A 15436-nucleotide genomic window follows, 5' to 3' on the forward strand; every position below is an offset into this window, starting at 1 on the left:
GGCCACCGTCGTCTTCATGGGCTGCGGTTTTGTCACTGTCTACGTAATACGCCACCTGTTCGCCGCATAAGGAAAAATCCATGCCCATCATCACATCGTTGCTTGCCGGCCTGGTGTTCGGACTGGGGTTGATCGTATCCGGCATGGCGAATCCGGCCAAAGTGCTTGGTTTCCTGGATCTCGGCGGCGCGTGGGATCCGTCGCTGGCGTTCGTGATGGCCGGCGCGATTGCACTAGGGCTCGTGGCGTTTTCTTTTGCAAAAAGAAGGACTAGATCGTTGATCGGCGCCGAAATGAAGCTGCCCGCCGCACGCCATGTGGATCGCCGCCTGCTGATCGGCAGCGCCTTGTTTGGCGCAGGGTGGGGGATTGCAGGCATCTGCCCGGGACCGGGCCTGGTTGATCTCGGCATGGGCGAGACGAAAGCGCTGGTGTTTGTAGCGGCGATGCTGGCGGGCATGGCCGTGTTCGAGATTGCCGAAAAACGCCGCCGCGCGACTAAATCGCCGCATTGAATACTGTAGTAACGGGGCTGCTGTTCTGCAGTCCTTTCTATCGACGATCCACCATATGTTGACCGGAAAACGTGCCTGCGTGTCCAGACGCCGGCGCGCAGACTTGTTCTCGTCAGCGTCATTATCCGGTAACAAAACGTAGTTACTATCCGGAAAGATTTTTAACGCGTGTGTTTAACGCGTGATGCCAGGAGCGGTAGTTCCATCGCTCATTCGCGCAAATTTACTTTCCAATCAGGATGTCGACATGGTGCCGAAGCGATGAAACCTGACGTAAACAAGTGGTCTCGCTCCGGACGCCGCCGCCGTTTGCCGCGGCGCGTATTTAGCCACATACCTAGCCACACATACAGCCGCGGCGCGATACTGCCGATCGGGATCTTCTTCCTGGCGGTGCTGTGCGTCGGCATATTTTCCGTCTATAACATGGCGCAGGTGACCAGCGACAAGCGGCGCCTGGTCAACGCCGCCGATGCGATTGCCTACAGCACCGCCAATATCGCGGCGGAAGGCCTGAACTACACCGCCTACACCAACCGCGCCATGATCGCCAATTACCAGGCGGTGGGGCAGATGACGGCAATGTGGTCGAACGTCACCATGTCGGACCAGTACTGGAAAAACAATACCAAGGTGATGAAGGCCACCGCCGCCCTGACCAAATTCATTCCCTACATCGGCGCCGGCCTGTCGAGCGTGCTCAATGCGGTTTCCACCTTCGGCAAGTACTGGGAAAAGATCGTCGATGGCGTGCGCGTCACCAGCCAGGTGCTGGCCAATGCCGGCACCGCCACCACCTCGCTGACCAACTACGCGATCTTCACCTCGCAGCAGGTGCACCTGGCCACCACCATCTCGGCCATGATCGCGATGCAAAAGGAGCTGCTGACGGCCAATGCGCCGCAAGCCGAGTATGTGCCGCAGACCATCATGTACCAGGTCGCCAAGAGCGTGGTGGACTTCGGCAGCATGATCAAGCTGCACCAGCCGCCGCGCAAGTTCATGGGCAGCACCGAGATGAAGACCAAGCTGCCGGACAGCACCGGCACCGCCGAGTTCAACCTGGTGCACCGGGTGATGATGCAGGACATGATCAAGCTGACCAGCGCCATGGGCGGCCGCCGCCTGTTTCCCAATGCGGTCGGCCTGTGGGCGGTGGACGGCTGCAACCTGAGCGGCATCAACGGCATCCTGACCGGCCTCTCGGCCAACGGCCTGGAGCAGATCGTCCCGGCGCTGCAAGGCAACGTTGCAGCGGACGTCATCGGCCCGGTGATTGAAGCTTTCATGAACACGGTAGGGCTCATCGTCAGTCCGATCATGTGCCTCTACGAGCGCACCGGCGGCACCCGCATGATCCAGATGCAGGACGGCACTTATGCGTGGAGCAATATCGACATCATGGAGATCAATCCGCACCTGTTCAATATCCACATTCCGATGGCTGGCGCGGTGACGATGTCCAAGGTGGGACGCCAGGGCCTGGACAAGAACCAGGAAGTACCTGAAGACCTGGCCAAGTTCGTGGACGTGGTGAAAGACACTTCGTCCTGGAAGAAATCGTTCTGGGGCGAGGCTACCGGCATCGACGATTGCGTGTATTTCACGCTGCCCAGCGGCGAGCTCTATGCGCCGCGGATAAGCGGCGCCTGCGGCTCGCTGTCTGCCGGCGCGGCCAAGAAATACTACGAGCGCGGCGTCATGAATATCGCCCAATCCGCCGGCGAGCGCGCGATGAAGGGGCAGGCGCAGATCGCCACCGCTAGCCAGGCGCTCAACAACGCCGCCATGGCGACCCTGGACCCGGTGATCAATGCCGCAGGCGCGGGCGTCAATTCCTCCAATTCCTCCCAGTCCGCAGTCAATCTGCCGGACGCCAATGCCGGTAACCTGAGCGGCGTGCTGGGCGGCGCTCCGGCCGGCATGCCAGCCTCCGGGGCCGCGCTCAATGCGCCCAATCCCGGCAGCGCCGATGGGGAAGTGGCGGTGGCGACGGCGATGGCGCAGCAGGCGGTGAACTTCCAGCAGCTGTCCAGCCTGGGCGGCAATGTCGCCACCTCCATCTCGAACATGCTGGGCAGCGGTTTTTCTCTCGCCACCTCGGCGTTCGACGATCCGGTGGATGCGCCCAACGGTTTTCTCCAGTTCATCCTCAAGGCCTTGGGCCTGGGCGACCTGATCGATGTCCTCAGCATGCGCACCTCGCGCGGCACCGAAACCCTGTTCCAGAAACCCGGCCTGGGCGGTGCGGTGGCGGCTGACATGGGCCTGCCGGCGGAGCGTTTCGGCCTGTGGGAAATGCGCGGCGCCAACATGGGCAACTACCAGCTGGGCGACCGCGAAGCCAGCAACCTGTTCGTGGCCAGCAAGGAAGTGCAGGACAACGCCTTGAAGGATATTGGACCATCGTTCGTGGTGGCGCTGCAGCAGACCGTCGACAAGACGCCGCTGCGCGCGGAAAGCAAATTCAACCTCGGACGCGCGCCGATACACGATTACGACACGGAACTCAAGCAGGATTATCTGAAAGCAATCGGCAAGGCGCGCGTTTATTACCGGGCGCCGGTAGAGCGCTGGACCACACGCGGCCAGATCGTCTCGCACGCCAACCTGATGCTGCCGTACTGGAACGCCCGGCTGGAAGGCTTGAACTACCCTGAGAAAGCTCTGTTTTTCATCATCAACTGATATCTAGCTGGAAAGACTTCATGCTCATGCTGCCCACCCGATCCACCGCATCGCCCAGGCTGCGCCGCCAGCGCGGCCAGGCGCTGGTCGAATCCATCATTGTCTGCAGCCTGTTCATGGTGTTCCTGTTCGGCTTGCAGTGGGTATGGCGTTTCGGCGAACTGGCGCAGCTCAACGCTGAAGCTCCGCGCTTCGCGATCTGGGAGCGTACTGCCTATAAGTCCGGCGGCGGCGCCGAGACGCAGGCGCTTTACAGTAGCGACAGCGACCTGGCGCCGCAGGTATTCCGCAACGTCTACCTGACGCCGCGCGGCGCGCGCCAGTCGCAAGGCGAGGGCAGCACCGCCTTGATGCAAGACCACCCCGACTGGATGAGCACGGCTGCGCGCTTTTTTACCGGCACGATGAAGGGCGCCACCTTCGGCACTATTTCCGGCAACGCCTTGAGCGTCGTCACCAATTCAGACAAGGCGCCGGGCGGGCCGATGGGATTCGACCCCACTCACAACACGCTGACCAGCCTGAAGCTGGATGACAAACCCTATGAACGGGTGCAGGTCAACGGCGCCATCGGGCTGAGCGATTTCATCACCGATTTCCTGCAACAGCGCTTTGGCATCGCACCCGCGGTCGACGGCCTAGGCGCGGGCGGTAGCAACGCCACCGCGCTGGGCAGCCTGACCATGGTGACCAATTCCTGGTCGGCGCCGGGAGCGGTGGCGATCAAACGCATGTTTGACGAGCTCAATCCGCTGGCTTCCAGCAACAACGTCGGCATGGTGCTCAACAACGGCAAGTATGGCAATTTGTCGCAGCTGATCGGCGGCGCCTCCGGTTTCGGCAGCAATTACCGGGTCGACAAGGTGGGCATCAACCCGGCGCAAGTATCGACGCTGGTGTCGCAGGGGATGGGTTTTGACTACGGTAGCCTGAAGAACCCGGGTGACCTGATAAAAATATTCAAACCCACCGATGAATACAAGGAAAGCTTTGTGTTCAAGGCGGCGACCATCGAGCCCGAATATGTCGGCATCATCTGCAAGGCAAAAGTGCCGAACTCGATCCGGCTGACGCAATACACCCAGGATGAACTGTGCCCGTCCGGCACGGTGCGCGCGCGTACGATTTCCATGTTCGATAATCCGGCCTGGCGGTTTGTCGCTCCGTAAAGCAGGGTTTGGAAAGTAGTGACGGTTTTAAAAAAGTCATTAATATTCAATGTGTTACATATGAATTCTATGAATTTTAATTAGGTTTAAGAGATACTTGAAAAGCCTTTTTATTCAATGACTTACAAAAATATTCTATAAATTTAGATGAGGTGAGGGCAGTGCGTTTCCTTGGCTGCACACATACGCCGTCAGCTATTGCAGCTGCTGCCGGGTGCTGCGGGTCGAATCGTAGTGGGCATTGCCGTCATAGACCAGGTTGATCTGCTGGTTGCGGGTGATGAAAGTATTGTTCTGATTCAGCACCAGCCCGGCTATCGGATCGATCACCAGCGGTCCGGACGGCTGGATGATCTGCACCGGCCGCTGCAGGACGGTAGCCATCAGTTGCGGAGCAAAATCTCCGCCGACGTTGCGCCAGCTGCGGCTGGTCAGGATGTCGTCGACGATACGGTTGAGCTGGTTGCCGGTGACGAATACCTGGAAATGGGCTGCATTGTCGAGTATCAGCTGCGCCACACGCTGCCTCAGTGTCGCCGAATTGGCGTTGACGCCGTCCAGATACTGGATCTGGTCAAGCACCGCGGCATAAAAGCAATTGCCGTCGCCGGCTACGGTTTGCGCCGCCAGGCCATCGTTTTGCAGATAGATATCCAGGTTGCGCTGATTGAGATCGATAAAGCCCTGGTTTGAAAACTGGGAAATCAGGTCCTCCAGAAGATTGCGTGCGTTCACGATGCGCTGGAACGCATCCTCGCTGCCGCCTTCTTTATCCGGATGGTTCTGCAACAGGAGTTTCAAGCTCTGCTTCTTGACCAGGGCGCCGATGCCGGGCAGCAGTACCTGCTGGTTGATGTTGCTGATGCGCTCCGAAATCTGCAAGGTCGCCAGCGCCGCATTGATCTGTTCCAGGGACACGCTGTCATTATCGTCGATGCTTGGCGCCAGATCTTCATCGTCGTCCTCGGTGTCGCTCTCGTCGCTGTAATAACCGTCTATGGTTTCCAGCAAATCATTCACCCGCTTGTCGCCGAGATAGGCTTCCAGCTTGTCGAGATCGTATCTGTCGGTGTCCTTGCTGAAACCAAACAGGGCGCGGCCGGCCACTTGCCCACCCTGCGGAGCGCCGCCTTTTTTCGCCCAGGCCGAAACGAACAGGCCGTTCTTGCGGTTGAAGGCTTGCTGGAAAGTCAGCTGGCCAAGGGCAATGCGCCGCAACAAGGCGCGCGCAAGCTTGTCGGAACCGGGGACGCGCGAACTGTGCGCTTCGATGAATTGGGTTAACAGAAGAAACAGGGACTTGGCCTGGGCTTTCTGGTCTTTCCCGCTGCTTTCTCCGGATTCGATCGCGCTTAGTATCTCAAAGGCTACTTCAGCGTCGTTGCCTTTAAAGTGGGCAATGACGTCATCGTAATTGCTGGGAATCTGCTTGTCGTCGTAGGCCTTGGAATCGAGGTACAGAAAAGGCTGGTTGCCGAATCCCTTGCGATAGTAGCCTTTGGTATCGCCGATGCCGATTTGCGAATAGGCCGGGTTGATGCCCGGATTGAGGGCGGGATTAAACAGCGTCAAGGCGGTGCTGGCGTCGGGATCGCTGGCAACCAGCCTGGCAATATCCGCATTCTTGTAACCGTAGTTGTCCTTGGCCTGCCTGCGGAAGATGCGCCGTCCGCTCTTGGGAGTGGCTTTCTTGAGCCTGTTTCTCAAGCGCGACCTGCGCAATTTTTCAAAAAGGCTTTCTTTTTTCTTTCTCTTTTTGCCAAGCTGGGCGATGCCGGCAGTGTTATGGCTTAAGACGCTGCCGATCGGCGTCAGCGCCCCGGGAGCCTCCGTTGCGGGACTTTGCCTGAACCCGGCAGCCTTGCGGCCCATCACGTCGGCTTCCTGTTCGAGGGCGGCATCGTCGTTGATCGCGACGCCGTCGGCCTCGGTCGTCGGCGCCACCCGGCCTTGCGCCTGCTGCACCAGATGCCAGGCTTCATGCGCCAGGTGCGATTGCTGTCCCGGCGCCAGGTGGATCTGGCTGCCTTGCGCATACGCATGTGCCATCAGCTGCGCCGGCCGGGCCGAGTTGTAATGGACCTTAACGCTGTCAAGGCTGAAGCCGGACAGCGATTCGATTCCCTGTTTTAACTGGTCGGGCAAGCCGGTGCGATTGGTCCCGGCGCGGTATGCAGCCGGGCCGGCCACCGGCTCCGGCGAAGCTGGCGTATCCATTGCGCGCCGTTGCAGGGGACTGCCAGCATAGTGAAAATCGCCCATCGCGACCAGATTGTTGCCGCTATCCGGCATCGGCTCGGCGTGGTCCGGCAACTGCTGGCGCAGCGATACCTCCGGCGCCAGGGCTGGAACAATCACGCTCATTTTTTTCATGCCTGTCATCGTCTGTCTGCCCATTGCCTGTCAGCGCGGGATTTGCGAAGCTGGCGGCCCTGCCTGCAAAGCAATGTCCAGGCAGCCTTGATTCCTGGCAAGTATAGCCGCCAGTTCAAAACAATTGCTGAAGAACTTGGAAGCCGGCGGTTATGGCCCAATCGTCGAAAGATAGGCTGCTGCTTGCCGTATCCAGCTGTTCCGCCCACCTTGCTTTTTTGACATGGCTAAATATATGCTGCGTCGCGGAGAATATATATATAATTTCCGCAGGGCAAATTTAGCCCTTCATCATTCAACGCCGGCCTTCCCCAGGCCGAGTGGATCTTGATTCGACAAGCACGCCACAGAATTTTACAGATCATCTTTTGGCTGCTGCATTGCGGTCTGCAAACCAGGTTTTTTCTTTCCCCTGAAAAGGGCTCAAAAATGATCGTTTTTGGAGAAGAAAATGAATCGGAATTTTAGTGGATTAGCGTTAATTCTCAGCTTCGCCTGTTTTACTTCAAGCCTGGCCTTCGGCGCCACCGTCACCAGGCAAATACCCAGCAGCGGCACCGTCAAGATTCCTGCCACCACCGTCGGTGTCGATGGATTGTCCTCGCCTGAAATCTCACCGGTATTTTCGAACGCCCCAGATCTTGCTGACGGTCCCACCGCCGCGGGTACGGCAGGGCTAACCGGTAAAAGCGGGACGCAAAGCACCACCGGCGTGCTGGCGCGGGTGGCGAAGTTCAAGATAAACCGCAGTATCGCCAGGACACAGGGCAAAGGACAGTGGACCGAAGCAGTCGGCAGAGATATGCCCGACCGTCGGGTGCAAGTCAGTTTTGACGGCGAAAATTCACGCAACCAGCGGCTGGCAAGCAACGGCAACCAATTTTCCATAGAACCGCCGGACCAGGGACTCTGCGCCGGCAACGGTTATGTCATGGAATCGCTGAATGACGTCATGAAGGTCTACAACCGCAAAGGCGTCGCATTGAGCGGCGATATTGCGCTCAATGCGTTTTACGGCTATACGCCGGCAATCAACCGCCAGGCCACGCCACGTGTCTTTGGCCCCTCGATTACCGACCCGGCCTGTTATTTCGATCCGGATGCAAGACGCTGGTTTCACCTGGTGCTGACGCTGGACACCGATCCTGCCACCGGTGCGCAAACGGGCACGAACCATCTCGACCTTGCGGTCAGCTCGTCCGCTGATCCGCTCGGGAGCTGGACCGTATACAAGATCGCCGTGCAGGATGACGGTACGCAAGGTACGCCCCAGCATGCAAATTGCCCATGCCTGGGCGATTATCCGCATATCGGCGCAGACGCCCATGGTATCTACCTGACAACCAATGAATTCCCGTTTTCCGGCGGCTTCAACAGCGCGCAGATATATGCCATATCGAAAAAAGCGCTGATCAGCGGCAGCGCCTCGATACAGGTGGTGCAGCTGGATACGGCCGACTATCTGCTTGAAGGCAATCCGGGATTCACGGTATGGCCAGCAGTCTCGCCAGCCGGCGACTTTGAACGGAGCAACCGCGGCACCGAATACCTGCTGAGCTCAGTTGCGGTATTTTCCAATTCCGGAAACGACAATCGCCTGCGGGTATGGGCAGTCGGCAATACCAGGTCGCTGAACGACGCGGCTCCTGCGCTGACGCTCCTGCACAATGTGGTCAGCGTCGACAGCTATGGCGTGCCGCCTGCGATTCCGCAGAAAGCGGGCAGTGCGCCCTTGCGAGACTGTCTGAACGACCGTAGCATGGTGACGCCGGCCGGCGTCGGCTGCTGGAATTACCTGACTACTGTCCTGCCGGCAGTCCCGGAAACGCTGGCGGACCTGGATCCGAACGATTCGCGCATGCAGCAAGTGTTTTTCACCGGCGACCGCCTATATGGTGCGCTCGATACCGTTGTCAATGTCGCCGGCCAGGAACAGACCGGCATTGCCTACTACGTGCTCAATCCTGCCGTCTCGGCCAGCCAAGTTGGCGCATCCGTGACCAGGCAGGGCCAGGTGGCGCTTGCCGGCAACAGCGTTACGCGGCCGGCCATAGCGGCCCTGCCTAACGGCAAAGGCGTGATCGGCTTTACCGTCGCCGGCGCGGATCACTACCCGAGTGCCGGCTATATTCATTTCAGCCGTGACCGGGGACACAGGGGCGAAACGGTCAAGATCATTGCAAGCGGACTCGGACCTGATGACGAATTCGGCGCCTATAACGCCTTCGGTACGCCGCGCAGCCGGTGGGGCGATTACGGTGCGGCGGCAGTCGACGGCAACGATATCTGGTTAGGCGCCGAATACATTGCACATGGCTGCACGCTGGCGCAATATACCAGTCTCGCCGATCCGGTAGCGCAGTTCAGCTGCAACGGCAGCCGCGTCGCCCTGACCAACTGGGCCACGCGTATCAGCAGGATCGCACCCTGAAGCCTTAACAGGAAAGGATGGGCCTGGAACTGTTTGCCAGGCCCCTCGATAGTTCCCGAAAGAATGCGAGGATTGCGGCGAACGCAACTTCAGGCGGGCGACTGGCCGTCTATCAAAGGAATATGGAATATTTCCTACTGGCATTGAATTTGAAAACTCTTGTGAAATCCCAGGAACGTCAATAGACATGCGGTGTCTCAGTCTCTAAGATTGATTTTTTAGAACCTTTTCCGCAATCCTGTTCCTGGAGTACCTGATGGATGTTCACATCGAAAATTGTTTTATCGAGGAATGCATCGATAAAATTCAAACACTGGCAGCACTGTCTCTCTACGGCGAAAGTGTCGACCTCGCTATCCTTGTTGTCATCCACGACGCATGCCGCTATCTCATTCTTAGCAAGCCGGGCGATCCTGAAGTTAACCTGCTGACGTTCAAGGAACAGCTCACCACCTTGGCGAACCACACGCACAGCAGCTTGCCGAATTACAGGAAGACCCTGGCCTATGCCGCTTCGCTGATTGTGATTCATCAAGTCTGAGCAAGCCTCAACACCCAGCCTCCACATCCCGGGCTATTCCTTCTCTGGCATGAATGACGAATGCTGGGTCGTGATCAGCCATTGCCTGCCGTCCCATTTGTAGGTGAACGTATAGCGGGCTTTCACTTCTTGCCCCGTTTTCCCTAGCGTGAACGTATACAAGCCGATATCGATGGCGGTATTGCAATCGATCTTGATGGTGCGCGAATTGATTTTCCCGCTCGGTTTATTCACCAGGAAATGCTCAAAATAATCGATCTGCTCTTCGCGGGTGACACGCGGCTTGTTTGACAGGGTGGCAAGCAATACGGAGTTTTCCGCATAATTTGCGGCGACCTCGCGCGGGTTGCCGGTCTGTAGCGAACTGTTCCAGCGATCAAACAACGACGCGATATCAGCCTCGCTGGTTGCGACACAGGCTTGCGTGTTTTGCGGTCCCGGAGCTTCAGTTCCGTCTGGGCTCACGGCGCAGCCGGTGATTGCAAAAGCAATGGCTGCTGACAGGACTGTGCGGCTTATTTCCATGGTTTTCCTATTGAGTAAGAGAAATTGCCAGCCTTCGGCATGGCTTGGAGTCGAGGCGAATAATGCCATGTGGAAATATTTTGGTGTGAAACAGATGCATGCCGGCTGCACGTTTTTGATTTGAAGGCATGAACGGGCAGCAATCCTCGCCAACAGCAGCAAGTCCACTTGTAAAAACAACAGGTCAGATGACTTGCGGAAAAATTAATGTAAACAATGGCTTGTGCGCACATCCGAGATACCGGAACAGGACCGCAGCGCCTATCTTCCAATACCACTCAGATACAGGTTGACAGCATTTTTCACAACTCCTACAGTCATCAGACAAGTGTTTCCACATGGAAATACCGAGGATAGATTAAACCGGCGCGATAAAAAAACGGGGCTTGCAATGCGTTTAAGCATGGCCACCGCAAACCGCGCCGACAGCAGGCCAGCCATCCCAATCTATCCAGGAGAATCAAGTGAAATCGAAGATGATAAAAGGTCTCGCCATCGGCCTTGCATGCATGGCGCTCTCGGCGCACGGCGCCGAACAGGCCGATGCAGCAGGAACCAGCGCCACCAGCCTGACCACTTTTAAACATCCCGGCGTGCTGGTCGACATCGCGCGCCTTAACTACATAAAAGGCCGGGTCAATGCCGGCGCCGAGCCTTTTCTTTCGGCTTATGAAGCAGCCAAAAACAGCCGGCTGGGGTCCTTGAGTTACAGGGTGGAAGGGCCGCCGTCCAACCATCTGATCGAATGCGGTTCCGGCTCGGTCCCGGACCACGGCTGTTCGGCCGAGGACAGCGATGCCGCCGCGGCCTATACGCAGGCGCTGTTGTGGTTCATTTCCGGCAATGCGACTTATGCCAAGAATGCAATCGCCATCATGAACGCCTATGCCCGCAACCTGACCGGCGGGCACACCAATTCCAATGCGCCGCTGCAATCCGCATGGACTGCGGAAAAATGGCCGGCGGCAGCGGAAATCATCCGTTACACCTATACCGGCTGGGCAGCCTCCGACGTCACGGCATTTAAAAAAATGCTGTCGACCCAGTACCTGCCGTATATCAACAATACCCAGGGCGCCGGCAAGAACGGCAATTGGGAACTGAGCATGATCGACGGCATGTTCGGCATTGCCGTGTTCACCGAAGACAAGGCGCTTTTCGCGTCGGCGGTTTCCATGTGGAAGAAATGGGTGCCGGCTTACTTTTACAACCATGCCGCGGATGGCGGCGCGCCTGTGAAATTCAGCGGCAGCCCGCACGACTGGAACGGCCAAACGGTGTTCAACACGGCCACCAGCGGCGTATCGCAAGAGACTTGTCGCGACACCCAGCACGTGCAGCTGGGCCTGGCCGCCGTCTTCAATGCTGCAGAAACCGCCTATGTCCAGGGCACGGACCTGTACACCCCGATGCAGGCGCGCCTGACCACATCCCTGGAATACCTCGCGCGCTCGCTGCAAGGCGTGCGCAACACCTCGCAAACAAACACTGTCAACGTACCTGCAGGTTTTCCGGGCTTGTGCGACGGCAGTTATATCCCGGTGCTGAAAGGCACCATGGAACGCGCATACAACGCCTATCACAACCGCCTGGGCGTTGCGCTGCCGCAGACATTGAAGCACCTGGTCAACGATGTCCGTCCGCATGCGAATCCTAACGATGAGCATGACGTGATCCTGGAAACGCTGACCCACGGCGGCAGCCCGGCAAGCAAATAAATCCATCCGCAACATCCCGATACCGAAGCAAACCTTACTGGAGAATATTTTGGAAAATGCCTCCGCTACATATTTATTCAAAAGCGTTGCGCTGGCCCTTGCCAGCCTGTGCATCCTGAGCGCCTGCGGCGACGGCGCCACATCCGCATCGAGTTCAGTCGCCAGCAGCGCAAAACTCGCAGCCGCTGCCGGTTCTCCCTACGGTGGAACGGCATGGCAACTGCCGGGCACCGTCCAGGCTGAAAACTTCGACACTGGCGGACAGAACGTCGGCTACTTCAACGCCGCCAACACCAACCAGGGCGGCCAGTACCGCAGCGCCGAAGGCGTGGCGATCGAAGCCTCCACCGATACCGGCGCCGGTTACGATGTCGGCTGGACTACCGCCGGCGAGTGGCTCAACTACACAGTCAATGTAACGACTGCCGGCAGCTATACGGCGCAGGTGCGGGTCGCCAGCCTGGGGCAGGGCGGCAGTTTCCATTTCAATGTGGATGGCATATCTGCGACACCCAAACTCACGGTCCCGGATACCCAGGGCTGGCAGAACTGGCAAACGGTGTCGGCCACGATCAGCCTGAGCGCGGGCCAGCACGTCGTCCAGCTGTTCATGGATAGCGTGGGCAGCGGCGGGGCGGTCGGCAATTTCAACTGGTTCTCGATAGGCAGCGCTGCCGCGGCGCCGGATTTCGGCCCCAATGTGCTGATCTTCGATCCGACCATGTCGAGCTCGACTATCCAGGGGAGGTTGAACACGGTCTTCAACCAGCAGCAGAGCAACCAGTTCGGCGCCGCGCGCTATGCGCTCTTGTTCAAGCCTGGTTCATACAGCGTCGACGTGAATGTCGGTTTCTACACCCAGGTGCTGGGCCTCGGCAGCTCGCCGGACGATGTCAACATCACCGGCGCGGTGCATGCCGAAGCCGACTGGTTCCAGGGCAATGCAACGCAGAATTTCTGGCGCGGCGCTGAAAACATGGCGGTCAATCCTTCCGGCGGCCTGGACCGCTGGGCAGTATCCCAGGGTTCACCTTTGCGCCGCATGCATATCCGCGGCAACCTGGCGCTGGATGACGGCGGCTGGTCCAGCGGCGGTTTCCTGGCCGATTCCAAGATCGACGGCCAGGTCCAGTCCGGCGGCCAGCAGCAATGGTTCACCCGGAATTCGCAAATCGGCAGCTGGAGCGGCTCCAACTGGAACATGGTGTTTGCCGGCGTTGACGGCGCACCCGGCGGCGTCACCTGGCCGAACCCGCCCGATACGATCCTGGCGACGACTCCCGTGGTCCGGGAAAAACCGTTCCTGACGATCGACGCCAGCGGCAAATACAGCGTTTTTGTCCCGGCACTCGGCAGCAACGGCCACGGCACTACCTGGGCCAATGCAGCGGCGCCAGGCCAGTCGATCGCCATCAGCGAGTTTTATGTGGCGAAGGAGGGTACCGATACAGCAGCAACCATCAACGCCGCGCTCAGCCAGGGCAAGAACCTGATACTGACTCCCGGCGTCTACCACCTCAACGATACGCTGCGCGTGACCCGCGCCAACACGGTCGTACTGGGCCTGGGCCTTGCCACGCTGACGCCGGACAACGGCGTGGTGGCGATGTCGGTAGCCGATGTCGATGGCGTCAAGGTTGCCGGCATATTGTTCGATGCCGGTGCGGTGAGTTCGCCGATCCTGCTGGAAGTCGGGCCATCGGGCAGTACGGCCGGCCATTCAGCGAACCCGACGTCGCTGCATGACCTGTTCTTCAGGGTCGGCGGCGCAACCGTGGGCAAAGCGGCAGTCAGCCTCAAAATCAACAGCAGCGACGTCATCGGCGATCATTTCTGGATTTGGCGCGCCGACCACAGCAACGGCGTCGGCTGGAACACCAACACGACCACCAACGGCCTGATCGTCAACGGCGCCAACGTCACCATCTACGGCTTGTTTGTCGAGCACTTCCATCAATACCAGACCTTATGGAACGGCAACGGCGGCCGCGTCTACTTTTACCAGAGCGAGCTGCCTTACGATGTGCCGAACCAAAGCAGCTGGATGAACGGCAGCAAGAACGGCTATGCATCCTATAAGGTGGCGGATTCGGTGACCAGCCATCAGGCGTGGGGCGTCGGCATTTACTGTTATTTCAGCAGCAATAACAGCGTAAAGCTCGGCAGCGCCATCGAAGTGCCTGCAGCCGGCCTGAACGGAGCGATGATTCACAACATGACGACCGTGTCCCTGGGCGGCGTGGGTGAAATCACGCACGTGATCAATCAGTACGGCAATAGCGCGAACTCGGCGGCCAATGTGGTCAGGCTTGGGCAGTAGGGATCGGGCACGTGCCTTGGCAAGCCCGGCGGCAAGGTCCTGAAGGCGCGAGATTTTCGCGTTAGCAGCCTGACGTCGTGGTTGAAATTCGTGGTTGAAATTATTGACGGCTCCATGCGTGGAGCCGTTTCCATTCAAACGATCACTTATTTGCCAGGTTTCGGAGGTTCGAGCGCGCGGCGCAATTTTGGCGCCTCTTGCTGGATATGGTCCCACAATCGGTTCGCGATCGGCCCGTGGGGCCGGTCGCGGCGGCGCGCCACCACCAGTTCCTCGGTACGGCCTGGCAGAAGGCGGCCGACAATCGATTGCAGGCGTCCGTCGTGCAGCTCGTCCTCAATCAGGAAGCGGGGCATGTGGCCCCATCCGAGGCCCTGCAGGATGATTTCCTTCTTCATGCCCTGATCGGCAACCATGCATTGAGGCGCACCTTCGATCATGAAGTAGTCTTGTTGCGGTGAATGGCGGGCGGTGTCGCGCATGATGCATTGGGTGAACGCCTGCATCTGGTCCGGTGTGATCGGGCGCTTGATGCGCTCTGGCAGAAAGCCCGGCGCCACTACGGGAATGAATGGCACCTTGCACAGGTCGACCCATTCAACGCGCGGGTCACTCTTGTCAATCCAGTGCAGAATCAAATCTGCTTCGCCATCGAAAAGGCGCTCCCACGGGCCGCCCACCGCTTCGAAATGCAGATACAGGCGCGTTCCCGGACACTGGGCGAAGAACCGTCCGAGCATCCCCAGCGCCTGCGGGCGCGGGCACAGATCGCCGATCACCACATGGATCTCGCTCTCCTCGCCCATTGAAAGCTGGGCAGCATGGATGCGCAAGCCGTCCAGTTCGCGTAGCAGCGATTGTGCCCGGCGATGGAACGACAGCCCCGCCTCGGTAGGACGCACGCGATAGCCGCTGCGATCCAGAAGAGCAAGGTCGAGTTGCCGTTCCAGCTTTGCGACGGCGGCGAACACCGCCGGGTGCGAGCGATGCAGCATGGCCGCCGCAGGCTGAAAACCGCCGGAGCGGACCACGGCGTCGAAGCACTGCAGGTCGTGCAAGGTAAAATCCGACATGTCATGTTTTCTTACAGAGATTATCGTATCTTTGTAATATCATAGAAATCGCCCCGCAGCTAGAATTTGCTTCATTCATCAAC

The 15436-nt window shown here is 58.7% G+C and carries 11 protein-coding genes; 7 read left to right on the forward strand and 4 right to left on the reverse strand.

What is annotated here, in order from left to right; translation table 11 throughout:
• The first annotated feature begins 80 nt into the window (after positions 1 to 80).
• From JWQ61_RS20975 to JWQ61_RS20985, 3 genes are all read left to right on the forward strand, one after another.
• Positions 81 to 515, forward strand: coding sequence for a YeeE/YedE family protein (locus JWQ61_RS20975; RefSeq protein ID WP_304362222.1), 435 nt, complete (start codon positions 81 to 83; stop codon positions 513 to 515).
• A gap of 261 nt (positions 516 to 776) precedes the next feature.
• A complete protein-coding gene (locus JWQ61_RS20980) occupies positions 777 to 3203 on the forward strand; it encodes a pilus assembly protein TadG-related protein (RefSeq protein ID WP_304362223.1) in 2427 nt (808 codons plus the stop codon).
• A 20-nt stretch (positions 3204 to 3223) separates the two neighbouring features.
• On the forward strand, positions 3224 to 4372 hold the full coding sequence (locus tag JWQ61_RS20985) for a hypothetical protein (protein ID WP_304362224.1): 1149 nt from the start codon (positions 3224 to 3226) through the stop codon (positions 4370 to 4372).
• Positions 4373 to 4567: 195 nt separating this feature from the next.
• Here the strand turns inward: JWQ61_RS20985 and JWQ61_RS20990 are convergent, their stop codons facing one another.
• Complete coding sequence (locus JWQ61_RS20990) at positions 4568 to 6745, reverse strand: DUF4157 domain-containing protein (RefSeq protein ID WP_304362225.1); 2178 nt, start codon at positions 6743 to 6745, stop codon at positions 4568 to 4570.
• A gap of 423 nt (positions 6746 to 7168) precedes the next feature.
• Positions 7169 to 7483 (reverse strand): hypothetical protein, encoded by a 315-nt coding sequence (locus JWQ61_RS20995; RefSeq protein WP_304362226.1) that lies wholly within the window; start codon positions 7481 to 7483, stop codon positions 7169 to 7171.
• A 64-nt stretch (positions 7484 to 7547) separates the two neighbouring features.
• Here JWQ61_RS20995 and JWQ61_RS21000 point away from each other — a divergent pair, with 64 nt between their 5' ends.
• Both JWQ61_RS21000 and JWQ61_RS21005 read left to right on the forward strand, forming a co-directional pair.
• Positions 7548 to 9176, forward strand: a complete 1629-nt coding sequence (locus tag JWQ61_RS21000; protein WP_304362227.1) for a hypothetical protein — start codon at positions 7548 to 7550, stop codon at positions 9174 to 9176.
• A 256-nt stretch (positions 9177 to 9432) separates the two neighbouring features.
• A complete protein-coding gene (locus tag JWQ61_RS21005; protein WP_304362228.1) occupies positions 9433 to 9717 on the forward strand; it encodes a hypothetical protein in 285 nt (94 codons plus the stop codon).
• 33 nt (positions 9718 to 9750) lie between these two features.
• Here the strand turns inward: JWQ61_RS21005 and JWQ61_RS21010 are convergent, their stop codons facing one another.
• The gene (locus JWQ61_RS21010) at positions 9751 to 10242 is read right to left on the reverse strand and encodes an SgcJ/EcaC family oxidoreductase (RefSeq protein ID WP_304362232.1); all 492 of its coding nucleotides are present in this window, start codon (positions 10240 to 10242) and stop codon (positions 9751 to 9753) included.
• A 464-nt stretch (positions 10243 to 10706) separates the two neighbouring features.
• Here JWQ61_RS21010 and JWQ61_RS21015 point away from each other — a divergent pair, with 464 nt between their 5' ends.
• Both JWQ61_RS21015 and JWQ61_RS21020 read left to right on the forward strand, forming a co-directional pair.
• Positions 10707 to 11960 (forward strand): alginate lyase family protein, encoded by a 1254-nt coding sequence (locus JWQ61_RS21015; RefSeq protein WP_304362229.1) that lies wholly within the window; start codon positions 10707 to 10709, stop codon positions 11958 to 11960.
• Positions 11961 to 12009: 49 nt separating this feature from the next.
• Positions 12010 to 14280: a carbohydrate-binding protein gene (locus tag JWQ61_RS21020; RefSeq protein WP_304362230.1), complete on the forward strand. Its 2271-nt coding sequence runs from the start codon at positions 12010 to 12012 to the stop codon at positions 14278 to 14280.
• Between the two features lie 146 nt (positions 14281 to 14426).
• Here the strand turns inward: JWQ61_RS21020 and JWQ61_RS21025 are convergent, their stop codons facing one another.
• Complete coding sequence (locus JWQ61_RS21025) at positions 14427 to 15353, reverse strand: LysR family transcriptional regulator (protein ID WP_304362231.1); 927 nt, start codon at positions 15351 to 15353, stop codon at positions 14427 to 14429.
• Positions 15354 to 15436 lie beyond the last annotated feature (83 nt).

The organism is Collimonas fungivorans (assembly GCF_028292705.1).
Taxonomy (GTDB): domain Bacteria; phylum Pseudomonadota; class Gammaproteobacteria; order Burkholderiales; family Burkholderiaceae_D; genus Collimonas; species Collimonas fungivorans_B.

Excerpts from the sequence above, each read along its gene's own strand:
- JWQ61_RS21000 (WP_304362227.1), top strand. The coding sequence starts at position 7,548 with ATGCCCGACCGTCGGGTGCAAGTCAGTTTTGACGGCGAAAATTCACGC.
- JWQ61_RS21005 (WP_304362228.1), top strand. The coding sequence starts at position 9,433 with ATGGATGTTCACATCGAAAATTGTTTTATCGAGGAATGCATCGATAAA.
- JWQ61_RS21025 (WP_304362231.1), bottom strand. The coding sequence starts at position 15,353 with ATGTCGGATTTTACCTTGCACGACCTGCAGTGCTTCGACGCCGTGGTC.
- JWQ61_RS20990 (WP_304362225.1), bottom strand. The coding sequence starts at position 6,745 with ATGAAAAAAATGAGCGTGATTGTTCCAGCCCTGGCGCCGGAGGTATCG.
- JWQ61_RS20985 (WP_304362224.1), top strand. The coding sequence starts at position 3,224 with ATGCTCATGCTGCCCACCCGATCCACCGCATCGCCCAGGCTGCGCCGC.
- JWQ61_RS20975 (WP_304362222.1), top strand. The coding sequence starts at position 81 with ATGCCCATCATCACATCGTTGCTTGCCGGCCTGGTGTTCGGACTGGGG.
- JWQ61_RS21010 (WP_304362232.1), bottom strand. The coding sequence starts at position 10,242 with ATGGAAATAAGCCGCACAGTCCTGTCAGCAGCCATTGCTTTTGCAATC.
- JWQ61_RS20980 (WP_304362223.1), top strand. The coding sequence starts at position 777 with ATGAAACCTGACGTAAACAAGTGGTCTCGCTCCGGACGCCGCCGCCGT.